This is a genomic window from Limnobacter sp. G6BE5S (genome assembly GCF_058448965.1).
The window spans coordinates 514,958-536,661 of sequence record NZ_JBZFLM010000001.1; the positions used below are offsets into that span (position 1 = coordinate 514,958).

General features: G+C 53.2%; 21 protein-coding genes. 11 read left to right on the top strand and 10 right to left on the bottom strand.

Going from position 1 to position 21,704, the window contains the following annotated elements; translation table 11 throughout:
- Positions 1-9 precede the first annotated feature (9 nt).
- On the top strand, positions 10-258 hold the full coding sequence (locus ACVL1J_RS02490; protein ID WP_159569281.1) for a BTH_I0359 family protein: 249 nt from the start codon (positions 10-12) through the stop codon (positions 256-258).
- A gap of 55 nt (positions 259-313) precedes the next feature.
- Here ACVL1J_RS02490 and ACVL1J_RS02495 read toward each other — a convergent pair whose 3' ends face one another.
- The 3 genes from ACVL1J_RS02495 to edd form a co-directional block, all read right to left on the bottom strand.
- Positions 314-1,600, bottom strand: a complete 1,287-nt coding sequence (locus tag ACVL1J_RS02495; RefSeq protein ID WP_341237013.1) for an MFS transporter — start codon at positions 1,598-1,600, stop codon at positions 314-316.
- 627 nt (positions 1,601-2,227) lie between these two features.
- Complete coding sequence (locus ACVL1J_RS02500) at positions 2,228-2,896, bottom strand: bifunctional 4-hydroxy-2-oxoglutarate aldolase/2-dehydro-3-deoxy-phosphogluconate aldolase (protein ID WP_341237638.1); 669 nt, start codon at positions 2,894-2,896, stop codon at positions 2,228-2,230.
- 14 nt (positions 2,897-2,910) lie between these two features.
- The gene (gene edd, locus ACVL1J_RS02505) at positions 2,911-4,704 is read right to left on the bottom strand and encodes a phosphogluconate dehydratase (protein ID WP_341237637.1); all 1,794 of its coding nucleotides are present in this window, start codon (positions 4,702-4,704) and stop codon (positions 2,911-2,913) included.
- 107 nt (positions 4,705-4,811) lie between these two features.
- Here edd and zwf point away from each other — a divergent pair, with 107 nt between their 5' ends.
- Genes zwf through ACVL1J_RS02520 form a run of 3 tightly spaced genes read left to right on the top strand, consistent with a single transcriptional unit; the run spans position 4,812 to position 9,827 of the window.
- A complete protein-coding gene (gene zwf, locus ACVL1J_RS02510; RefSeq protein WP_159569274.1) occupies positions 4,812-6,278 on the top strand; it encodes a glucose-6-phosphate dehydrogenase in 1,467 nt (488 codons plus the stop codon).
- Positions 6,275-9,019: a phosphoenolpyruvate carboxylase gene (gene ppc / locus ACVL1J_RS02515; RefSeq protein WP_341237636.1), complete on the top strand. Its 2,745-nt coding sequence runs from the start codon at positions 6,275-6,277 to the stop codon at positions 9,017-9,019. The genes zwf and ppc overlap by 4 nt, the downstream gene beginning before the upstream one ends.
- Before the next feature lie 13 nt (positions 9,020-9,032).
- Positions 9,033-9,827, top strand: coding sequence for an FRG domain-containing protein (locus ACVL1J_RS02520; RefSeq protein ID WP_341237635.1), 795 nt, complete (start codon positions 9,033-9,035; stop codon positions 9,825-9,827).
- Positions 9,828-9,829: 2 nt separating this feature from the next.
- Here the strand turns inward: ACVL1J_RS02520 and ACVL1J_RS02525 are convergent, their stop codons facing one another.
- A complete protein-coding gene (locus ACVL1J_RS02525; protein WP_341237634.1) occupies positions 9,830-11,050 on the bottom strand; it encodes a cation:proton antiporter in 1,221 nt (406 codons plus the stop codon).
- 113 nt (positions 11,051-11,163) lie between these two features.
- Here ACVL1J_RS02525 and ACVL1J_RS02530 point away from each other — a divergent pair, with 113 nt between their 5' ends.
- Entirely contained in the window at positions 11,164-11,709 is a 546-nt protein-coding gene (locus ACVL1J_RS02530) for an NUDIX domain-containing protein (RefSeq protein ID WP_341237633.1), read from the top strand.
- Here the strand turns inward: ACVL1J_RS02530 and ACVL1J_RS02535 are convergent.
- Positions 11,706-12,350, bottom strand: a complete 645-nt coding sequence (locus ACVL1J_RS02535) for an MBL fold metallo-hydrolase (protein ID WP_341237632.1) — start codon at positions 12,348-12,350, stop codon at positions 11,706-11,708. The two genes, ACVL1J_RS02530 and ACVL1J_RS02535, sit on opposite strands and share 4 nt — an antisense overlap.
- A 67-nt stretch (positions 12,351-12,417) precedes the next feature.
- Between ACVL1J_RS02535 and ACVL1J_RS02540 the strand changes: the two genes are divergently transcribed.
- A complete protein-coding gene (locus ACVL1J_RS02540) occupies positions 12,418-12,747 on the top strand; it encodes a DUF2834 domain-containing protein (RefSeq protein ID WP_341237631.1) in 330 nt (109 codons plus the stop codon).
- Between the two features lie 2 nt (positions 12,748-12,749).
- Here the strand turns inward: ACVL1J_RS02540 and ACVL1J_RS02545 are convergent, their stop codons facing one another.
- The 4 genes from ACVL1J_RS02545 to ACVL1J_RS02560 form a co-directional block, all read right to left on the bottom strand.
- Positions 12,750-13,364 carry an alternative oxidase gene (locus ACVL1J_RS02545; protein WP_341237630.1) on the bottom strand — a complete coding sequence of 205 codons (615 nt, stop codon included), beginning with the start codon at positions 13,362-13,364 and terminating at the stop codon, positions 12,750-12,752.
- Between the two features lie 129 nt (positions 13,365-13,493).
- The gene (locus ACVL1J_RS02550; RefSeq protein WP_341237629.1) at positions 13,494-14,429 is read right to left on the bottom strand and encodes a crotonase/enoyl-CoA hydratase family protein; all 936 of its coding nucleotides are present in this window, start codon (positions 14,427-14,429) and stop codon (positions 13,494-13,496) included.
- A gap of 9 nt (positions 14,430-14,438) precedes the next feature.
- Positions 14,439-15,518 (bottom strand): fatty acid desaturase family protein, encoded by a 1,080-nt coding sequence (locus ACVL1J_RS02555; RefSeq protein WP_491665085.1) that lies wholly within the window; start codon positions 15,516-15,518, stop codon positions 14,439-14,441.
- Between the two features lie 158 nt (positions 15,519-15,676).
- Entirely contained in the window at positions 15,677-16,906 is a 1,230-nt protein-coding gene (locus ACVL1J_RS02560; RefSeq protein WP_341237627.1) for an NADH:flavin oxidoreductase/NADH oxidase family protein, read from the bottom strand.
- 77 nt (positions 16,907-16,983) lie between these two features.
- Between ACVL1J_RS02560 and ACVL1J_RS02565 the strand changes: the two genes are divergently transcribed.
- Positions 16,984-17,397, top strand: coding sequence for a MerR family transcriptional regulator (locus ACVL1J_RS02565; RefSeq protein WP_341237626.1), 414 nt, complete (start codon positions 16,984-16,986; stop codon positions 17,395-17,397).
- A gap of 27 nt (positions 17,398-17,424) precedes the next feature.
- Here ACVL1J_RS02565 and ACVL1J_RS02570 read toward each other — a convergent pair whose 3' ends face one another.
- Entirely contained in the window at positions 17,425-18,198 is a 774-nt protein-coding gene (locus ACVL1J_RS02570; protein ID WP_341237625.1) for an AraC family transcriptional regulator, read from the bottom strand.
- Positions 18,199-18,292: 94 nt separating this feature from the next.
- Here ACVL1J_RS02570 and ACVL1J_RS02575 point away from each other — a divergent pair, with 94 nt between their 5' ends.
- From ACVL1J_RS02575 to ACVL1J_RS02590, 4 genes are all read left to right on the top strand, one after another.
- The gene (locus tag ACVL1J_RS02575; RefSeq protein ID WP_341237624.1) at positions 18,293-19,495 is read left to right on the top strand and encodes an MFS transporter; all 1,203 of its coding nucleotides are present in this window, start codon (positions 18,293-18,295) and stop codon (positions 19,493-19,495) included.
- Positions 19,496-19,608: 113 nt separating this feature from the next.
- On the top strand, positions 19,609-20,532 hold the full coding sequence (locus tag ACVL1J_RS02580; RefSeq protein ID WP_491665086.1) for a nuclease-related domain-containing protein: 924 nt from the start codon (positions 19,609-19,611) through the stop codon (positions 20,530-20,532).
- A 178-nt stretch (positions 20,533-20,710) separates the two neighbouring features.
- Positions 20,711-21,115 carry a hypothetical protein gene (locus tag ACVL1J_RS02585; protein WP_341237622.1) on the top strand — a complete coding sequence of 135 codons (405 nt, stop codon included), beginning with the start codon at positions 20,711-20,713 and terminating at the stop codon, positions 21,113-21,115.
- Between the two features lie 52 nt (positions 21,116-21,167).
- On the top strand, positions 21,168-21,668 hold the full coding sequence (locus ACVL1J_RS02590) for a hypothetical protein (RefSeq protein WP_341237621.1): 501 nt from the start codon (positions 21,168-21,170) through the stop codon (positions 21,666-21,668).
- Positions 21,669-21,704: the final 36 nt, after the last annotated feature.

Here is a 21,704-nt window from a genome sequence, read left to right on the forward strand (position 1 = left end):
AGGTTTGCGATGTTAATGATGATTGATAGCCCCTTTTACTGCGTGGTGGATTTGGTCATGAGCGAGGGGCAACCCAGCCTTGGCATTGAAATCGTGGACAAGAACAATCAGCGAGAACTGTTTTTGCAGGGCGATGCGGCTGAAAAATTCCGCAAAGAGGTGAAATACCTTGCCGCCCAAGAACCCGATATCGACGACATCGAAGCTTTTATTGAAAGCTACAAGCCCTGGATGCAGCATCCAGTGACTCTGCACTAATTCATCCCTTTCAAAGCCTCTGTCAATTTGGCAGGGGCTTTAAATCGAATTCTCCCTATGCAAACCGCGGCTTGGCGTGAGTTTCTTTGCTCAACATCAAACTGACAATCGAGGTAGCAACCCAGGCTGCCAACACCAATATGCACACAGTCATCCCGGCTTTTGAATAGGCCCCCGTGATGTTTTCTGCGGCCGCATAATGGTCAAGAATGGCACCCAGCACCGGTTGCTGCACCAGCGGGCCAACCATCACCCCCAAGTTCACAATACCCACGGCAGTGGCGCCCAAATGGTGTGGCACAGATTCTTTCACATAGCCAAAGCTAAGCACCATGGACCCACCACCAAAGGCGGTCGCCCATAGCAGTGCAGAGACCACCGCAATGGGTAGATCGGGTTTCAAACCCAAAATGATGAAGCCGCCAATTGACAGGACAGCACCGAGAAAATATGGCAGTTTGCGTTGTTTTAACTTGTCGGAAAACGCACCAAAAAACAGGCTGCCTGCAGCAAAGGCGATCAGCATGCCGGTGATAATCAGCGAGGCTTCTTTTACGCTGAGCCCATGCCAGGTGGTGAGGTAAGGAACACCCCACAAACCCGTGAATGTGAGAATGGCTCCGCACACCCCACTGGGTATCCAGAAGATCAGCCACACCGCCGGAAAACGCAGCGTGTGGCCCAATGCAGTGAGCAGGGGCAGCGTCACTTCATTCTCGGGCCGCTTGGCGACATGATTTTTGTAGCCGCGGTATGAAGGCATGTCGCGCACATAAATCCAGATGAGCACACCCAGTAACGCTGCGATCAGGCCACTGGCACCCATCACCACCCGCCAGCCGAACAAATCGGAAAGGGCGCGTAACGGAACACCGGCCAACACTGCGCCCATGGTGCCCACAGCCAGGCTAACGCCCGACATGCTGGCAAAGCGCGAAGGTGAAAACCACTGAGCCACCAGCATCAGCATGGAAACCCATGCAACCGCCACGGCACCTCCCACCAAACCACGGCCTACCGCCGCCCAGCCCAATGTAGGCGCAAAGCCGAACATCAGTGCACCCAAGCCACCCAGAATGCAGCCCACAGTGAGAATTTTGCGTGGGCCGATGCGGTCAACCAGCAGGCCCACTGGTATTTGCATGGCTGCATAGAAGTAGAAATAGAATGCCGACAAATTGCCCAAGGCGGCGCGGCTTAGGTCAAATGTTGAACTGAGTTCTTCAGTGAGTACGCCAGGGGTAACGCGCTGGAAAAAACCAAACAGGTAAAACGCGGCGGCCAAGCCCCAGATGATGAACGACATCCGCAAGGGGGGCGGGGAAAGGTGATTGGGTGACATGGTGTTGTTCTTGTGAATACTGCATGCAGTGTCGCATGGGGGTGGGTTTGTGCCACTTGGGTGTAACCCGAGGAGGCTGAAGCTGAACTTGAAGGGTCACTGCTTCGGTTTCTTGCCAACTCGGCGTGAGTTACTTGTGCCGCACTGGAAACCGCTTGATCCCTTTTTGAATTTATTCTTGCTCACCGAGCTCGGCAAAAGGGCGGGCCGAGTCTCGGTGTCGGCTTGAAGCCGAACGCTTCTAATAAACTCAAACGGGGCAGTTTCCTTGAAGTGCGTCCCAAGCAATCCCACTGCCGAGTTGGCTTAAACCTCCCGAGTGCGACCACTTGCAAGTTCAGCTCAGCGTCACCGGCGGCTGAATTTACAGCCCAATCGGCGGCGGTGTTTCGATCGCCTCGCCTTCAAGAAAACCTGCCCGTTTGAATTCACCCGCCACGGTCGGCCATTGGCCGGCACCGAGACTCGGCCCGCCCTTTTGCCGAGCGAGGTGAGTCAGGGTGAATCTCAAAAAGGGAAGTACAGGTTTTCAGGCGAGAGATCGGAACCCAAGCCGATCGGGCAGTTAATGAACAGTCGAGAAAGCTAAACCCAAGCCGATTGGGCCAAATAAAATAGCTGGGTTATTCAAACCAGCACGGTGTTGTTCCATGCCGCCATCGCTAGTGCTGCACGTTGCTCAACCACCTTGGCCACATTGTTCACGCCATCAAGACCTGTCGTCAGCCAAGTACCGCCCACTGCTTGCACTGCCTTGATTTCACGCCACTGCGGGAGATTTTCCAGCGTGACTCCGCCCGTGGGCACAATGCGTGCTGCGGCCAATGGGGCGGTAATTCCTGCCAGTGCTTTGGGCCCGCCCGCCGCCATGGCCGGGAAAAACTTGAGCAACTCGAACCCCAACTCAAGCCCACGCATTATTTCAGAAGCGGTGGCCGCACCGGGCACCCAAGCGTAGCCGTTCTTCAGTGCATGGTCAGCCAGCGTTTCGGTAAGGCCCGGTGAAATGAAGAGCGTGGCCCCAAGGTCGGCGCTTTGGTCAAATTGCGCAGGCGTTAATACCGTGCCCGCTGACAAATTCATTTCCGGGAAGCGCTTGGCAATTTCGCCCAAGGCTTGCAGTGCCACCGGGGTGCGCAGTGTGATTTCAATTTGGGTAATGCCACCGGCACAAAGCCCTTCCGCAATTTCAAGGCCCTGCTTTAAATCAGCAATAACCACCACAGGCAACACGCCTTGGCGCAGCCAGTTTTTTGTTCGTTCCAGGCGGGTGTCCGGGGTGTGTGGGGTGTTCATGGGTTTTCCTTGATTCATTGGGGAAACAGGTTGCTTGCGCCTTCTTCGGCACTGCTCACCGTATTGCGCCACACCTGAAAGTAGCCGCGCCCGAGGCTAACGGCCTGTGCCGGCTCGGCCATGGGTTTGCGGGTGCTGAGGTCGGCTGTGGTGTACAACTCACCTTTGTTGGCATCCACACGCACCACATCGCCATCGCGAAGCCGCGCAATGGGCCCATCGGCTTTGGCTTCGGGGCACACATGAATGGCGGACAACACCTTGCCCGAGGCACCGCTCATGCGGCCATCGGTAACCAATGCCACTGGCAGACCTTGATCTTGCACAATGCCCAGAATGGGCGTGAGTTTGTGCAGCTCGGGCATGCCGTTGGCGCGCGGGCCTTGGTGGGCCAGCACCACCACAACAGGTTCGGTAAATTCACCCTTGTTGAAAGCGTCGATCACTTGATGTTGGTCAGTGAATACACGGCAGGGCGCTTCAACAAACCGGTGTTCTTTTTTTACCGCCGATACTTTGCAAACACCACGGCCCAGGTTGCCTTTCATCAGGCGAATACCGCCGTCGGGCTGGAAGGCGTCGGTGTGCGGGCGCAGTACTTCTGTATTGCGCGAGCCACCCGGTTTGCGCGTTGAAAACACCTCCGCAGTGGGTAGCACTTCGGCCACTGTGTTGGCCATGCTGGTGCCCCACACAGTGGGTGCGTCGCCGTCTACAAAACCGCCGTCGATCAATGTGGCCAACAAGCCTGCGGTGCCGCCTGCGGCTTGAAACGCGTTCACATCCTCGGTGCCGTTGGGGTACACGCGGGTGAGCAGCGGGGTGACGCTGGAAATGGTTTCCATGTCGCTCCAGTCGATCAGGTAACCCGCTGCGCGGGCAACGCTGACCCAGTGAATGGTGTGGTTGGTTGAGCCGCCAGAGGCCATCAAACCGACCAAGGCATTCATCAGGCAACGTGAATCCACCAGCGTACCCAGTTTCAAGGCTGGGTTGCGTGTGGCGCTTTCAAGGGCGCGCACGCTTTCACCGATCAGGGCCTGGCGTTGTGGGCTGCTGGGCAATTCAAACGCTCCCCCGGGAAACTGCAAACCCATGAAATCGAGCATTAACTGATTGGAATTGGCCGTGCCATAAAATGTGCAGGTACCAGGGCTGTGGTAAGCCTTTTCTTCAGACTGCAACAAGGTTTCGCGGGTGGCTTTGCCCTGTGCAGCCAGTTGGCGTGTTTTGGCTTTCTCTGAATTGGACAAACCGGTTTCCATGGGGCCTGCCGGAATGAACACAAAGGGCAGGTGCCCAAAGCCCAAAGCGCCAATCAACAAGCCAGGCGCAATTTTGTCGCACACGCCCAGCAAAATGGCACCGTCGAACACATCGTGCGACAAACCCACGCAAGCGGACAAGGCGATTACGTCGCGTGAGAACAGGGACAATTCCATGCCTTCACGGCCTTGCGTGACGCCGTCGCACATGGCGGGTGTGCCGCCTGCAACCTGGGTGGTGGCGCCCAGTGCGCGTGCATGTTGGGCAATCAATTCAGGGTAAACCGCAAATGGCTGGTGAGCCGACAACATGTCATTGTATGCAGTCACAATACCCAAGTGCGGTGACTTGTGTAATGAAATAACACGCTTGGTGGTGCTTGGGTAAATGGCTGTGGTGTGGGCCAGGTTGGCGCAGCCCACAGCTGTGCGGTTTTGCGGGCCCTGTGGCAGGCTGTTTAAGTACGCAGCGCGCGTGCCCTTGGAGCGCAGTTCAATGCGTTCGCGAAGCGCAAGCAGTGCGGGATGTAGTGGTGTTGCCATTGCACAGACCTTGATAAGATTGCTTGTGAACTAGTGTTGTTTGTAACATAATTACAAAAAATTATCAATTAATGTAATCGACTTGATCGACACGAACGGATATTAAAATGACTGACAATTCTCCCCTGCCCGTTGGCGCGTTCACCTTTGTGCTGCACGGTGCGGGGGGCGATCTGGCCAAGCGCAAAATCATTCCTGCACTGGCACATCTGGCCAAGTCTGGCTATTTTTCAAACGACTCCAGAATCATATTTGCACAACGCGAAGCGCTGACACCCACAGAGGCATTGGCCCAAGTGGATGCGTTTTTGAAATCTGCTGGCGATGAGGCTGCCCGCGAATCCATCCCCGCCTTGTTGCCCTACCTGCACACCTTGCAGGTGGTGTTGGGCACGCCCGAATCGTGCGGGGCCATGGCGAATGCCGTGGCGGGTAGCCCGGAACCCGTGGTGCATTACGCAGCCCTGCCTTCTTCCCGTTTCATTGATTTGATCAATTGTATTCCTACAGTGCGCGATCCGGAAAAGTTGCGCCTTGTGCTGGAAAAACCATTGGGTTTCAACGCCAAAGAATCCGCCTTGATTGAAGAAGCGGTGGCCGCAAAACTGGACGAATCGCAGGTGTACCGCATTGACCATTACCTGGGCAAACAAGCGGTGCAGAACATGTTGGCCCTGCGTTTGGGCAACCGTATTTTTGAGCCACTGCTGACCCGCGAACATGTGGCCTATGTGCAAATTACGGTGGCTGAAGATTTGGGTGTGGAAGACCGCGCCGGTTTTTACGAGCATGCGGGTGCGCTGCGCGACATGGTTCAAAGCCATATTTTGCAGTTGCTGGCCATTGTGGCCATGGAACCCCCGGTTAGCCTGGAGGCCAATTCGCTGCGCGATGAAAAACTGAAGGTGCTGCGTTCACTCAAGGTGCCCCAAATTACGGGCGTTCCGGAAATTGTGGTGGGCCAGTATGGTGAAGGTTATGTGAAGGGGCAGCCCGTGCCCAAGTACCGCAATGAAAAGGGTGTGGCAGCCAATTCCACCACGGAAACCTATGTGTCGTTTCGCACCGAAGTGCAAACCTGGCGCTGGGCTGGCGTGCCTTTTTTGGTGCGCACGGGCAAACGCATGCCGCGCCGCTTTGCAGAAATCGTGATTCAGTTTCGCGATGTGCCCAAGCCTTTGTTCGAGCCGGTGGGCGGGCAGTGGGTGGGCAACCAGTTGGTGATCCACCTGCAGCCCGAAGACAAACTTGAATTGAAGTTGCTTGCAAAAACACCGGGCGAGCGGGAACGGTTGAAACCTGTTTCGCTGGATCTGGATTTTTTCAATACCTGGCGCATTCCGGTGCGTGACGCTTATGAGCGTTTGATCACCGACATTCTTCGTGGCCGCCTGGGCTTGTTTTTACGCCGCGATGAAGTGCAAACCCAGTGGCAATTTGTAGACCGTATATTGAACGACTTGAAAAGCCATGGCATGGAACCTGTGCCTTACACCAGCGGTACTTATGGCCCTTCATCGGCCACAGCCATGGCTTTGCGGGCTGGTGCATTGTGGTCGGAGGACGGCTTGTGATCGAAGACAAGGATTCCCAGTTGCGGGAAGACATTCGCCTGCTGGGCGCGTTGCTTGGAGAAATCATTGCTGAGCAACAGGGTTTGCCTGTGTTTGCAGCCATTGAGGAAGTGCGGCAGTTGTCGGTGCAGTACCGCCGGTTTGATGACAAGGCGGCGCGTACCAAACTGGAGGCTCGCCTTGAGGCGTTGACTCAGGACGAGACCATTTCACTGATACGCTCTTTTTCGATTTTCTCAATGTTGAGCAACATTGCCGAAGACTGCCATTTGATTCGCCGTAACCGCGAGCATGAACTTGCAGGCGTGCCCGCACGCGAGGCCAGCCTGGATTACACCATGGCCGAGCTGAACCGGGTTGGCGTGAATCGCGATGCGGTGCTGGCGCGGTTAAAGCAAACCGAATCGGTGCCCGTGTTGACCGCACACCCCACCGAGGTGCAACGCAAAAGTGTGCTGGATGCGCAGCAAAGCATTATTGCGCTGATTCGCCATCGGGATGAAATCCGCCTGACGCTGGAAGAAACCCATGCCTGGCGAGATGAACTGAAAGCCGCAGTGCAGCGCCTGTTTCAAACCCGCTTGCTTCGCCGAAACAAGCTCAGCGTGATTGATGAAGTGAACAATTCGCTGGCCTATTTTGATTCCACTTTTTTTGCTCAGGTGCCGCAGGTGTACAGGCGCTTGCAAAGCCTGTTGGATTTGCCCAGCACCGACAATTTTTTGCCAGTGAATGAAGACCCGCTGGGCAAGGTGCTCACCGTGGGTTCGTGGATTGGCGGGGATCGCGATGGCAACCCATTTGTAACTGCGCAGGTGCTGGACACCACCCTGAAAATTCAAAGCCGCAAGGTACTGGAGCATTACCTTGCCGAGGTGAATTGCCTGATTCGCGAATTCAGCGTGACCGACTACTTCTTGAAACCCAATCCACCACTAACGGCATTGGCCAAAACCTCGGGCGAGGACTCTGCACACCGCCAGGATGAAACCTTGCGGCGCGCCTGTGTGGCCATTCGCAATCGCCTGCAGGCTTCGTTTGAGCAAAGCCAACAGGGCCATGCCGTGGCCACGGCCTATGGCTCGCCGGGCGATTTACTGGCCGATCTGAATGTGATGTACAAGGCTTTGAGTGACAACGGCATGCAACGCATTGCCGAGGGGCGTTTGGCTCTGTTGGCACGCAAAGTGAAAGTATTTGGATTCTCGCTGATGGCCCTGGACCTGCGGCAAAACAGCGATGTGTTTGAAGAAGTGGTGGGTGATTTGCTCAAGCAATCAAGCCTGGGGCAAATTGATTACCTGGCTTGCAGCGAAGCCGAACGCATTGAATTGCTGTGCGCTGAACTGCGCACACCCCGTTTGTTGTTCAGCGATTCACTTCAATACGGCGAACGCACCCATTCTGAAATGGCCATTTTTCGCAAGGCCAAACTGGCGCATCAAATACTGGGCCACTCGGCCATTCAAAACTGCATTATTTCCAAAACAGCATCGGTCAGTGATTTGCTTGAACTGGCCGTGTTGCTCAAAGAAGCCCATTTGCTGAATGTGGCCAAGGGCGACATTGCCGTGAATGTGGTGCCGCTGTTTGAAACCATTGGCGATTTGCAAGCCGCGCCCGACATCATGAACCGCTTGTTCAGCATTCCTGAATACCGTGCCTTGGTGGCTTCACGCGGGCATGTGCAGGAAGTGATGCTGGGCTATTCCGACAGCAACAAAGACGGCGGGTTTGTTACATCGGGCTGGAGCTTGTACCAGGCTGAAATCGGTTTGGTCGATGTGTTTGCAAAGCATGGCATAAAAATTCGCCTGTTCCATGGCCGTGGCGGTTCGGTGGGTCGTGGCGGTGGTTCCAGTTACCACGCCATTTTGGGTCAACCGCCCGGTGCGGTGGAAGGGCGCATTCGCTTGACTGAGCAAGGTGAAGTCATTGCTGCCAAGTATGGAATTGAATCGCTGGGCAGGCGAAACCTTGAGGTACTTGTTTCTGCAAACCTGATGGTGTCTGAGCACACGGAACTGACGCGCGAAGTGCCTGCCAAGTACCTTGAATTGATGGCGCAGTTGTCAGACCATGCATTCAACGCCTATCGCGATTTGGTGTACAACACCGACGGTTTTCTGGCGTACTTCAAACAATCCACGGTCATTTCAGAAATTGCGAGTTTGAACATCGGCAGCCGCCCTGCTTCACGCAAAGCCGATTGGACCATTGAAGACTTACGCGCCATTCCCTGGGTGTTTAGTTGGGCGCAAAGCCGTGTGATGTTGCCGGGCTGGTATGGTTTTGGCACGGCAGTGGCTACGCTGCGCAAATCGCTTTCCGACAGTGAACAAGCGGACTTGCAAACCATGGCCAAGCAATGGCCGTTTTTCAACACCATGTTGTCCACCTTGAACATGGTGCTGGCCAAGGCCGACATGGCAATTGCATCGCGTTATGCTGCCATGGTGGAAGACGTTGCGCTGCGCGAGAAAATATTTGGCTGCATTGCAGCCGAGCATGCGCGTGCTGTGGAAGGGCTGCTGTGGTTGACCGGGCAGCAGGAATTGCTGGCCGACAACCCATTACTTAAACGTTCCATCGAGGCGCGTTTTCCTTATGTTGACCCGTTGAACCATGTGCAGGTGGAGTTGTTGCGCAGGCACCGGCAAGGCGAGGCCGACGAACGCGTGGCGCGGGGTGTGCATTTGTCGATCAACGGCATTGCCACAGGTTTGAGGAACAGTGGCTAGCAGGGAGTGAATTGTGGAAACCATACACATTGCCGACTGGAACGAGTTTGTTGCGCTGACTTCGGAATGCGATGGCTGGGCATTTCGTGGCCTGCAAGACGCGGACTGGCCTTTGTTAAGTTCGCTGTCGCGATACCTTCAGAATTATGTGCCTGAAAAAGCATCCTGGCGGTCACGTGAAGAGCGGGCTTTTCGAATTTTCAGGCGCAAAGCACACAACTACTTGCCCGATGCCAGCGTGCTCGACGATGACATTCGCTGCCTTGCCTTGATGCAACACCATGGCGCACCCACGCGCATGCTCGACTTCACCAAGTCGCCTTTTGTAGCCGCTTTTTTTGCACTGGAAAGGGCGGTAAAAAATTCAGCCGTGTTTGCGCTGGACACGCCGCGCTTGTGGATGGCCTCGCCGATTAACAACGCAACCTTGCACCGCGACATGATCGACCCCCGCATTGAAGGGAATTTCGAGCGCTACTTTGCATCGAATACCAACGACATGATGTGGGTGGGCGAGCCCGATCAAATGGACAGGCGCTTGGTGGCGCAATCAGGAACTTTTGTGGTGCCTGGTGTGCTCGACAAACCGATCGACGAAATTATTCAGCAATATGAAACCGGTCCGGCCATGATCCGAAAATTCATTTTGCCGGCCAGTATTCGAAAAGAAGCGATGTTGGCGCTGTACCGAATGAACATCACCCACGCCACATTGTTTCCAGATCTGGATGGCTTGTCGCGATCCATTTCCTATGAGCTTGAAATTACCTGGCCGGGGCATGCTATGGCAGCGAAAAATAACGGCTAGTTTCACTTGCGGCTTTCCTGCCTGTATTCCTCCAGCTTGTTGCCCCGGTACACTTGCTTGAAGAATATCGGGGTCAGAAAGGTGGTCACAATGCCCATCAACACCAAAGTTGAGAACATGGTGGGGCCAATAAAGTCGTTTTGGTAAGCGATGCCGGCCACCACCAATTCCATCACGCCGCGGCCGTTGAGCACAGCACCCAAGCCCAGTGCTTCGCGGTGGTCCATGCCCACCATCAAGCCGCCCAGCCAGCCTGCGAATAGCTTGGTGACAATCGACACCACGATGACAATCAGGGGAAATTCCCATTCGGTCAGGCTGACCAATTGCAATTCAAGTCCCAGATAAGCGAAAAATATGGGTGCGAGAAAGCCGTTGGTGATTGACCCCAAGGTGCCTTGCAAGTCTTTGTAGCGGGAAGCAATGAAGTGTTTTTTGTCGAGAAACAGCGCACCAAAAAATGCACCAATCACGAAGTGAAATCCCAAGGCTTCACTGATGGTGCCAAACACAAGCACAAACACAATCACGATACCAAACAAGGCTTCGGGACCAAATACTTTGATCATCGATTCTGGCAAAGCCTGCACATTGACATTGCGTTTTTCAAGCCAGTTCAGTAACTGGTTCAGCCCCACCACCACCATGCCCATGGCCATTAGTTTTAAGGTGGCAATGCCCACGGCCACGCTGGCGTCACCCAGGGTGAGCGTTTCGGGCAGGTTCAACACAATGCCCAGAATGAACAGGGCAGCCACGTCGTTGACCACCGCGGTGGCCAGCGAGAACTTCGCAATCGGTGTGTGCAAAATGCCAAGGCTGTCCATCAACTTCACAGCCACGGGCAGTGCAGTGATCGAGATGCACAGGCCCAAAAAGATCATGCGCATGATGTCTTGCCCGAAAGCCGCAGCTACCAATACACCACCACCGAAGGGAATGAAAAAGCTGATGACGGCCAGCATCAGGCCGCGGCCTTTCATGGCGCCCACAATGTCGGAGAAGCGCATTTCAAGCCCGGCGTTCAGAATGATCAGGAACACGGCCAGTTCTGTAATACCCGCCAAGGCTTGGTTGGGTTCAATCAAACCCAGAATGGCCGGGCCCAGCAACACCCCGGCCAGAATTTCACCGATCAGCTCAGGTTGGTTGTAGCGCGCAAACAGGCGACCAAACAAGCGGGCAACCACAATGAGCAACAGCAAGCTTGATAAAAGCGACATGGGGAAATTTACAAAGAGATGGCGATTGAGTTTATACCACCGGTGAGCCTAGGGTTAACACCAAGATGTGAATGTGATCAAATGTGGCGTTTGATCCATTTGACGTCGTGAATATGCCTAATTCTGAAAAACACCTTGAAGAAACCTGCATCACCAGCACACGGGTGTTTGACGGCCATTTGATGAAAGTGAACCAGGACAGGGTTCGCCTGCCCAACGGTGAGGAATCGGTTCGCGAGTACACCGTACACCCCGGTGCTGTCGCCATTATTCCCATACTGGACGATGGTCGTTTTGTGATGGAAAGGCAGTTTCGCTACCCCCTGCATCGTGTGTTTCTGGAGTTCCCGGCAGGCAAAATTGATCCTGGTGAAGACCCCGTTGCCACAGCCCACCGTGAACTGCTTGAAGAAACCGGCTATGTGGCGCAAACGCTTGAGCACATCACCACCATACACCCGGTGATTTCTTATTCCACCGAAAAAATTGAGCTGTATGTGGCACGGGGTTTAACCCTTCAAGAACGCCAACTCGATCACAACGAGTTTCTGGATGTGGTGCTGGTTGAGCCAGCTGAATTGATGCGACAAATCAAGGCCGGTGAAGTCAGCGACGTTAAAACAATGATTGGGGCGTTTTGGGTGGCACAAAGCGTTTAAAACTGAAGGTCGCGCACGTACGGGTTGCTTCGCCGTTCCTGACCAAAGCTGCCTTCCGGGCCATGGCCGGGAATAAACACCGTGTCGTTGCCCATGGGCCACAGGCGGTTGCGAATGCTGTCGATCAGGGTTTCATGGTCACCACCAGGAAAGTCGGTGCGGCCCATGCTGCCCACGAACAAAACATCGCCCACAAATGCGCGTTTGGCTTGCTCGGAATGAAACACCACATGGCCTGGCGTGTGGCCCGGGCAATGGCGAACACTCAAAGTGCAATTGCCGATTTGAACGGTGTCGCCATCGACCAGCCAGCGGTCGGGTATAAAAGGTTTACTCAATGGAAAGTTGAACATGCGGCTTTGGTCGGCCAGGCGGTCGATCCAGAATTGGTCGCCTTCGTGTGGGCCGATAATGGGCAGGTTCAGTTTTGCAGCCAGTTCAGCCACCCCGCCCGCATGGTCAATGTGCGCGTGCGTTAGCCAAATGGCCTGCAGTTCAAGATTGCGATCTGCAATTGCCTTGGTCAGTTTTTCAAGATCACCACCCGGGTCGATGATCGCAGCCTTGTTGGTTTCACTGCACCACACAATGGAACAGTTTTGCGCGAATGGCGTGACAGGGATGGTGAGGTACTGAAGCATGTTGCGGGTAGTGGGGTTGGAGTGACGATATAGTAGAGAAATTCAAACGGCAGAGGGGCTAAATTTCATGGGAACAGAGGCATATCGCAAATTGTTAGTCGTATTGGCGGTGGCATTTGCTGTGGCTTTTGCCATGGTGTGTATTCCGCCGTTTATCGACAACCCGGATATTATCGGCGCGTTCGCCGGCGGATTTGTGAATCCTTACGCATCGGGTTATGCGATCGATATTTTCTTCACTTGGGCTGTGTTGGCCGTGTGGGTGATGTACGAGGCCAAGGTAAAAGGCATTCGCCACGGCTGGGTTGCGCTGTTGTTGGGAGTGGTGCCCGGTGTTGCCACCGGGTTTGCGGTGTACCTGCTGATTCGGTTGAAACAGGAAAAAGCAGGCGCTTGAAACTACACCAGAAGTGGATGATCGGCCATGTCGTGGTTCACATCAGCATGGCCTTGTTCGTCCTTCCTCACCGCGATCACTACATCACGTAGCTTTGCATCGGCAGGTAATTTGTAATACTCGATCGCAATTTTCGGTGCGTCGATATTTTCAATTCGGCCCGCATCAATTTCAGTCAGGTAGTCGGTGTAGCTGACCACGGCCTGATTTTCAAAATACCCCACCATGCGGTGCGCGGTTTTTGGAAAGAACACATACAGCACAAAATAGAAGTGCCAGAACACCAGCTGGGCAAACAACACCAGCAGCCGTTCGCCCACGCTTGGCTTGGCAATCTCGATAAAAATCATCAAGTGCATGCGCTCGTTTTCGGCCTCGTCCAGCAAGGTTCGAATGGTGGGGCCGTAGCCGGTTTTCATTTTCCGCAGGCTTTTGAGGTGAATCCACATGCCCGCGACCATACCGGGCACCCCAGCCACTGTTTCAAGAATAACGGCCCTGTGCCCGTAGCGTTTTGCAAAGAATGTGTCTGCAAACCACCGAAAAAACATGGTGAGTGATTTGGCGAAACGGTCTGAAAAGTCCTGTGGTGCGGGTTCTTGTGGCATTACTTCCATGTGCTCGACTCCCTGTGGTGCGATGACAGTACGTTCGTTTACTTTGTTAATGAGTCTACGCGTGTTGGGGGGAGTAGGCCAATCCAATTTCCGAGCCCGAGAAACATCCCGGAAACTCGCGAGCGAATATCAGCCTTTTTTGAAACCATCCAAACCAAAGTCACCAAAGGGTTCGTCTCGTTGACGCACGGCCTGCATGAACCCTTGGGCCATCGAGTCTTGCTGAAACTGATAGCCCTCTTTGGTGTGGCGGGTGATTCCATCAAACACCGTGCCCAGAATTTGCGTTGTGTGCAGGCCTTGCTGCATCACTGACTGGTTCAACAGCAATTTCATCATGATGAGCTGGTTCACCGGCATTAAAGCGATCCGTTGTACCAAGGCTTCGAAGCGTGCGTCTAGCTCGGCTGGGGGCGCAGACTCTATCGCCAAACCCCATTCTTGTGCTTGTTTGCCTGTCAGGCAATCGCCAGTGAACAGCAAGCGCTTGGCTTTTTCCAGCCCAATGCGGTGAAACCAAATTGACGTGGTGGGGCAGCCCCACACGCGCGCGGGTGGGTAACCAATTTTCGCATCCTCGGCAATCACCAACAGGTCTGAACACAAGGCCATGTCGGTACCGCCGGCCACACAATAACCGTGCACTTTGCACACCACAGGTTTCTCGCTGTGAAACAGGCTCATGAAGCCTTTCACATTGCGACTCATCATGGCGTAGTCAAGCATTGGGTCCCAGGTTTGGGCTGGGTTGTGATTTTGCATTTGCACCATGGGGTCAAGTGTTGAACCTTTCGGGCGCGAGGCATTCAGCTCCCCCAAATTGCCTTCGGCCTGCGCACTTTCAACCAAATCGTAGCCGCCACAAAAACCGCTGCCATTTCCACTCAGGGCAATCACATGCACGTTGGGGTCAATATTGGCTTTTTCCACGCACAGAGCCAGTTCCTGCGGCATGTCCATCGTGATGCCGTTTCCACGGGATGGGCGATTCAAAGTGATTCGGGCCACTCGGCCTGTGACCTCGTAGGTCAAGGTGGAAAGTTCTAGCTTGGATACGTGGCTCATGTTTCGACCTTAAGCATTGCTTGTTGAAATTGGGTTTTTTGAAGAAACAATCCTCAACACTTCCAGGTAGCTGGGTGCGGGTTGCACTACACCGCGTTGCAAGAACAGTTTGTGTAGTTTCGGCAGCTTGTACCAGGGCACGGAAGCAAGTGCGTGGTGTTCAATGTGGTAGTTCACATTCAAAGGTGCCACCAGGCTTTTGGCCAACCAGCCTGCGCGAGTGGTACGGGTGTTCTCGAACATGTTGTTGGTGCGTTGGGTGGCTGCGTGTTCCGCCAGTGCACGAATGCGAATGAACATGGGGTAAGTGGTCAAATAGGCGATTAACCAAAGTGCATACAGCTCGCCATAACCAAACATCATCAACGCTGCGGCAATTGCCAAATTGGTAATCAGGGTGGGAAAGAAATTGATCACAAAGCGCTTGGCATGAAACCACCGGCTTTGCTTTGGCAACCACTCGTAGTTGCTGGCCACTGTCCACTTCATGTATTCAGCGCACATCACAAACTGACCAAACATGAATTTCATGCCTGTTATTCCAACCGCATCACGCAGCAGTTTTCGCGCAAGTGATTTGCGGGTGGTGGGCAAACCGGCAATCAGTGAAATATCCACATCCTCGTCGGTGCCAGTTTTCAGGTGGTGAATGAAGTGATGTTCCCTGTACTTGAACAAATCCAAACCGACAGGCCTGGCGCACAGCCAATCGGTGAAGTGATCGTTCAGGGCGCGTGTTGCAAACAAGGTACGGTGGGTTGCCTCGTGCGTGGCAATGGCCAAGGCCAACTGGCGGCCTCCGATCACAATGACACACAACAGCAGCACAAGGGCAGTCAACCAAACTGCTTGTGTAAGCGACCAGGCGGCCAATGCAAAACTGCCGGCAATTACCGCCCAGGTTGATACAATCGCCCAAAACCCAGCCCAATCAGAGCGTGAAGTCAAAGCACGAATTTCGTCTTTGCTTAAAATCTCGTTAATTTTTTTGCGTGTTACTGCGCTGTAATCAGTAATGGCTTCGTTGTTCATTGCATGGCCCGTCAACTGCAAAATATTGATAATCGGATCTTTATAAAAATTACTCAAAAAAGTAATATTAAGCAATTTATGTAATATTACTAATATTGTCAATAAAATATTTTAATGTAATGTAAAGATGTAGATCTCAATACGGTGTGCGATGTCAATGGCTTGGGCGTGTTCAATACACTGTTACAAAAAGAACATGTATTGATTGCTTCTTCTTAAGCCTGCAACACCCACTTTCTGTACTGCCTTGTCCTGAAAAACGCACCAAGCTGCTGCTGCGCCAACGCAAATACAGGGTTCACCTTTGCATTGGGGTTACGCCCTTTGCTTACCCTGTTCAACTGGTGTTTCACCATGGCCATGTAAGCCAGCGAAGCCAGCATTTTGTTGTTCCATGCAATAGGGCGCAACTGGGGCACGCTGGCTTGGCCTTGTTTCCACTCGTCGGGCAAATTGGGGTTCAGCGCCAGTGCGGTGGCAATACCCACCAGGTCAATGCCCTCGGTGGCCAACACTTGTTCAGCCACGGCCTGTCTGCGAATACCACCGGTCACCATGATTGGCACGGTGGCCACGGTGGCAATGTCTTTGGCAAATTCAAGAAAGTAAGCTTCGCGGGCCAGGGTGCGACCGTCGCGTGCGTTGCCTTGCATGGCGGGTGCTTCGTAGCTGCCGCCTGAAAGCTCGATCAAGTCCAGCCCCATGGGGTTGAGCATTTGCACCACGGCTTTGGCGTCGTCTTCGCTAAAGCCACCGCGCTGAAAGTCGGCAGAGTTTATTTTTACAGCCACAGCAAATTGTCGCCCCACCCCTGCGCGAATGCCTTTCACCACGTCGATCAACAGGCGTGCCCGGTTTTCAATCGAGCCACCCCATTGGTCTTTGCGCTTGTTCGATATGGGGGACAAAAACTGGCTGAGCAAATAACCATGCGCAGCGTGAATTTGCACCCCGTTGAAACCAAATTTCTCAGCCAGTATGGCGGCATTGATAAAACGGTTTTTGATGTCTTCAATTTCAGCCGCTGTCAGTTCACGCGGTGGTGTGAACTGTTTGGAAAATTTGCCCAAGTCCATGGCCACCTCAGAAGGTGCCACGGTGGGCTGCCCCAAGTTGGCGGGCATTTGCCGACCGGGGTGGTTAATCTGCATCCACACTTGCGCACCATCTAATTTCGCAGCTTTGGCCCAGCGTTCAAACTGCGCAGCTTGTGAATCGTTTTCCAACACCACGCCGCCCGGGCCTGTCATGGCCCGGCGATCAATCATCACGTTGCCGGTGATCATCAAGCCCACACCGCCCGCAGCCCACGCGCTGTACAAGCGGATCAATTGCTCGGAAGGAGCTTGGTCGGCATTGGCCAGGTTTTCTTCCATGGCGGCTTTGGCCAGGCGGTTGGAAAGCTGGGTGCCGTTGGGCAGCGTGAAGGCGGTGAACAGGCTCATGTGGTTTTCCATGGTTGCAATGGATGAAACAATAAGCTTAAAGTTAACCTGAAGGTCAATAGAGGAAATACACCATTATGAAAATTGGCGAGTTGGCCAAGCGCAGCGGTCTGTCTGCGGCCACCATTCGGTTTTACGAATCCAAAGGTTTAATTACCGCAGTAAGCCGGAAAGCGAATGGTTACCGCGAGTACCCGCTGGAAGCCGTGGCCGTGTTGGCCATTATTGCCAACGCGCAACAAACCGGTTTTACGCTGGAAGAAATACGGCAGGTGATGCCCGGCAATTTAAGCAACTGGAAGCACGAAGAACTGGTGGGCATGTTGAAGAAAAAAGTGGCCGACATGGAAGCCATGGAATTGAAGCTGGCACAGAGCAAATTGCAGTTGCAAAACATGATTCAGTTGATCGAGGGCAAGCCCGAGGATATGGGTTGCGACGACAACGCCAACCGCATTTTGAAGGAAATGGGGCTTTTGAAATCTAATTAGTTTTTTAATTTGGCGTGGGGCGAATTGTCATTTGTAAAAATCCGAAGGGGTTACGCCAAAGTGTCTACGGAACATGGCAGAGAACGCGCTGTGGCTGGTATAGCCGCAGTTCAGGGCAATTTCGATGCCTTTTTTGCCTTCTGCAATTTGGCTGAGTGCATTCAACAACCTTGCCTGCTCTCGCCACTGAGAAAAGCGCATACCCGTGTCTTGTACAAAAAGTCGGTGCAAGGTGCGTTCACTCATGCCAATTTTCGCAGCCCACATGGCTGCAGTTTTGTTGTCCCAAGGTTGCTTGGTCAAGGTCTCGCACACTGTTTTAATTCGCGTGTCGTTGGGCATGGGCAAATGCAGCGCAATGGTGCTCGACACGCTCAGTTCATCCAGCAGCAAATCGATCACGCGTTCGTGTCTTGGGGTAGGTTCCGCATGAACAGGAATGCGCACGGCTTCCACCAAAAGCTCCTTTAACAGGGGGGACACATTGATCACGCAGGTTTGCGTGGGCAGGCCCGTGGCGGCGTGCACGTCAATGTAAGCGGTGCGCATTTCAACTTCGCCTGACATCGTAACGTTGTGGCGCAAGCCGGTGACCATCCAAAGAGCCCGCGTGGGCGGAACCACCCAAGTTCCGGTATCGGATTGCACAATCATCACGCCTTTAATGGCGTACAGAAGTTGCCCTCTGGGATGTGAATGCCAGCCCGTGCTTGCGCCCGCAGGCCATCGGTTCTCCATGGCCACCAAGCGCCGTGGTTGGTTGTGATAATCCTGATGTTTGTTGTTCACAGAGGTATTCATGGCAGAAACTCTACACCTTTTGACTGTTTAGCGCGAGATGGCAATTCTGCTTGACCCTACACTGCGTATTCCACGCTGTCGCACTTTAATTACCATGTCCAGTCAACCAGCCACCAGCAACAACCCCGTACCCACCCAAGGCCACTTTGCGATAGGCATTGTCGGCGCGGCCGCGTTTTCACATTTGCTGAATGATCTGATTCAGGCCATGTTGCCTGCAGTGTTCCCAATGCTGAAGACCAGCTTTGCACTCAGTTTCAGCGAAATTGGCTTGATTGCACTTTGCTACCAATTGACCGCGTCGCTGTTGCAACCCTGGATTGGTTTGTACACCGACAAGCACCCCAAACCCTATTTGTTGCCCAGCGGCATGGCAGTTACATTGCTGGGAATTGTGTTGCTGGCCACCGCGAGTAGTTACGCCATTTTGCTGTTGGCCGCTGCGGTGGTGGGTGTGGGTTCGGCCACGTTTCACCCAGAGGCTTCACGGGTGGCACGCATGGCTTCGGGCGGGCGGTTTGGTACGGCGCAGTCCACCTTTCAAGTGGGGGGCAATACAGGGTCGGCGATCGGCCCCTTGCTGGCTGCTGCAATTGTGATTCCGAACGGGCAAGCTGCAATTGCCTGGTTTGTGGTGGCCGCGCTAATTGCAATTGCGGTGCTGTTTCGCCTCACCGGCTGGACGTTGTCGCATGGTCATGCCCAGCTCAAAGGTTTGGCGAGTATTCAAAAAGAGGGGCTTTCCCGGCGGGGTGTGGTGCAGGCGGTGGTGGTGATCTGTATTTTGATGTTCGCAAAGTTTGTGTACATCGCGTCGTTCACCAACTATTTCACTTTTTATCTGATTGAGCGCTTCGCCTTGAGTGTTCAGCAAAGCCAGGTGTTTTTGTTTGTCTTTCTGGCCTCGGTGGCCTTGGGCACTTTTGCAGGCGGACCTGTTGGCGACCGCATTGGCCGCAAGGCTGTTATTTGGGTGTCGTTTTTGGGCGTGGCACCATTTGCGCTGGCGCTGCCTTATGCCAACCTGTTTTGGACGGCGGTGCTGGCCATCGGGGTGGGCTTGGTGATGTCATCGGCTTTTGCGGCCTTGGTGGTGTATGCCCAAGAAGCAGTTCCTGGCCGGGTGGGTTTGATCTCGGGTTTGATGTTCGGGCTGATGTTTGGCATTGGTGGCATGGGCGCTGCGGGCTTGGGTTATTTGGCCGACATCCACGGCATTGTGTGGGTGTACGGGTTTACCTCGTTTTTGCCTTTGTTGGGATTGGCCACTGCACTTTTACCGAAAACTCGACGGTAGCTGCGCCTGAAAGAATGATGTGACGACTTTTCTATAATTTGATTGGCGCCGGTATCCAAGAAAAGTATTCGTGCAGAATACGGTTGAACCCATCACTTTATTCAGTCAAATCCATGTTGATCAAAAGCGCTGATGATCGAGAAAACGACATCAAGATTCTTGAAAGCCTGTTGAACCATCCTTCCGCATCTGCGTTGACGAAACGTAAGATTGAAAAAGTGATTAAAGCGATCCGGTCGGGTGTAAAGGGAGAGAAGGACGCCGCCTATCAAATTGAGTACCACTACGGCAATGGAAAAAACTGGGCAGTCATTCACGACTTGCGCATTGAACACAAGGGCCGGGTTGCGCAAATTGACCACTTGCTGATTAATCGGCTGATGGAAATTTGGGTATGCGAAAGCAAGCACTTTAATCAAGGGATTTCAATTAACGAACAAGGCGAATTCGTTTCATTCTTCGGCACCAAGGCCTTTGGAATACCCTCGCCGTTGGAGCAAAACCGCAGGCATTGTTTGCTGCTGCAAGAAGCATTTGATGACGGCGCTGTGGAGTTGGAGAGGCGTTTGGGCTTTGCGATCAAGCCCGTGATCAAAAGCCTGGTACTGGTATCCAGTAAAGCGCGAATTACCCGCCCATCGTTATCATTTCCGGGGCTTGATGAGATTGTTAAAGTTGACCAAATCAAGGCGATACTTGATAAGGCAATGGACGATGACAATAACCCGCTAAGCCTTGCAAAGCTGGTCAGCAGCGAAACATTAAAAGCGTTTGCTGAACGGTTGGCAGCGTTGCACAAACCGCATCAATTTAACTGGCCCGGAAGGTTTGGTTTGCCTGTGCGCCTTGATGAAGAGGCTGCAGTTGAGGCCGTTGAGAATGTTGAGCCAGAGCCCAAGAAATCAAAATTGGCCTGCAATACTTGTGGAACTGCAGTGGCTTACAACGTGGCGAAGTTTTGCTGGTTTAACAAGCCGCGTTTTGGGGGGCAGGTTTACTGCTTCGAGTGTCAGAAGCATGTGCAGGTGGGTGGGTAGTTGTATTTTCTGCCGCGTTGCCCTGACGCATTTGAATGTCACACCCACCTTTGGCTGTAAGCAAAACCCGAATTTCTCACCCTTCACTTATTTTTGCTAGTCTCATTTTCTTGAAAAATTCACGAGAATAGCTTTGGCGAATATTCAATTTTTAAACGCGGAAAAAAGCATACGGTTTGTGTCAGAGTACTCAAGGCCGGTACTCACAGACATCATGCGACAGACAGGCGTGCCCTCGATCCTGATTACCAGCACTGCGCGTACCCCTGCGGATCAAGCCCGAATCATGTACGAGAATATTGAACGCTATGGAGTAGATCACCAAAAGTTGCTTTACAGCAAGTATGGTGACCAAGTGATTGACGAGTACTCAAAGTACAAATCGAAAAAGCATCACAAGCAGTTCATTATTTCAATGATGCAGGCGAAGATTATTGCGCTTGATCCATCAAAGATTTCAAGCCACGTTGCTGACCCGATGAAGTTGAATGTGATCGACATTGCCCCCTCCAGCATTGATCCAGGCTTACGTAATCTGTTTGTGGCGGCAGTACAGGGCGAAAACGAGTTGCGAAATATATAGGCCCACCCAAAGATCCCGCCTATCATCTGGAAATTCCACAGCCTGAGAAATCATGATCAAGAAAGCTGCTTTGTATTTACTCTTTGTGTGTCTTCCAATTTCCCTAGTGCCTGCTTGGGCAGTTTCCGGAAGCGAGTGCGTATATGAACACAGTGGTGTTGATGTGCAGCAGTTTAAAAAATCGCGGCATGTGATTGGCTTTGAGAAGTTGGAGAGAAACACTGGTTACATGGGTGCCCTAAAAGGCATTGGTGGTTTTCACCTGCAACTTTTTAGTTGCGTTCACTACGGTGCAACGCTGACAGTTGTTCTTGGTCCTAACCCCAACGCCGAAACAGTGACTAAAACCTTCGATCTATTGCCTGCTCTGTTATTCCCCGCAGTGGATATGGTGAAGGTGACGGCAGCGTTAAAGGAAGTTCGGTTAGATGCTTTGTATACACCGCAGCACTTGGAACGATTGGCCACTGAATTGGGAATGACTGATATGCGTGTGCAAATAATTGATGCAGACGGTATGAGTTTGTTGGTGTTTTCGTTCTATGGCGGGTGAGTAACCGCAACTTTGAGCAGGGTTTTTTCTGCGTCT

Excerpts from the sequence above, each read along its gene's own strand:
- ACVL1J_RS02545 (WP_341237630.1), bottom strand. The coding sequence starts at position 13,364 with ATGGAAGTAATGCCACAAGAACCCGCACCACAGGACTTTTCAGACCGT.
- ACVL1J_RS02500 (WP_341237638.1), bottom strand. The coding sequence starts at position 2,896 with ATGAACACCCCACACACCCCGGACACCCGCCTGGAACGAACAAAAAAC.
- ACVL1J_RS02535 (WP_341237632.1), bottom strand. The coding sequence starts at position 12,350 with ATGCTTCAGTACCTCACCATCCCTGTCACGCCATTCGCGCAAAACTGT.
- ACVL1J_RS02495 (WP_341237013.1), bottom strand. The coding sequence starts at position 1,600 with ATGTCACCCAATCACCTTTCCCCGCCCCCCTTGCGGATGTCGTTCATC.
- ACVL1J_RS02590 (WP_341237621.1), top strand. The coding sequence starts at position 21,168 with ATGATCAAGAAAGCTGCTTTGTATTTACTCTTTGTGTGTCTTCCAATT.
- ACVL1J_RS02565 (WP_341237626.1), top strand. The coding sequence starts at position 16,984 with ATGAAAATTGGCGAGTTGGCCAAGCGCAGCGGTCTGTCTGCGGCCACC.
- ACVL1J_RS02560 (WP_341237627.1), bottom strand. The coding sequence starts at position 16,906 with ATGAGCCTGTTCACCGCCTTCACGCTGCCCAACGGCACCCAGCTTTCC.
- ACVL1J_RS02490 (WP_159569281.1), top strand. The coding sequence starts at position 10 with ATGTTAATGATGATTGATAGCCCCTTTTACTGCGTGGTGGATTTGGTC.
- ACVL1J_RS02570 (WP_341237625.1), bottom strand. The coding sequence starts at position 18,198 with ATGAATACCTCTGTGAACAACAAACATCAGGATTATCACAACCAACCA.
- ACVL1J_RS02550 (WP_341237629.1), bottom strand. The coding sequence starts at position 14,429 with ATGAGCCACGTATCCAAGCTAGAACTTTCCACCTTGACCTACGAGGTC.
- ACVL1J_RS02540 (WP_341237631.1), top strand. The coding sequence starts at position 12,418 with ATGGGAACAGAGGCATATCGCAAATTGTTAGTCGTATTGGCGGTGGCA.
- ACVL1J_RS02575 (WP_341237624.1), top strand. The coding sequence starts at position 18,293 with ATGTCCAGTCAACCAGCCACCAGCAACAACCCCGTACCCACCCAAGGC.
- ACVL1J_RS02580 (WP_491665086.1), top strand. The coding sequence starts at position 19,609 with ATGTTGATCAAAAGCGCTGATGATCGAGAAAACGACATCAAGATTCTT.
- edd (WP_341237637.1), bottom strand. The coding sequence starts at position 4,704 with ATGGCAACACCACTACATCCCGCACTGCTTGCGCTTCGCGAACGCATT.
- ACVL1J_RS02530 (WP_341237633.1), top strand. The coding sequence starts at position 11,164 with ATGCCTAATTCTGAAAAACACCTTGAAGAAACCTGCATCACCAGCACA.
- ACVL1J_RS02525 (WP_341237634.1), bottom strand. The coding sequence starts at position 11,050 with ATGTCGCTTTTATCAAGCTTGCTGTTGCTCATTGTGGTTGCCCGCTTG.
- zwf (WP_159569274.1), top strand. The coding sequence starts at position 4,812 with ATGACTGACAATTCTCCCCTGCCCGTTGGCGCGTTCACCTTTGTGCTG.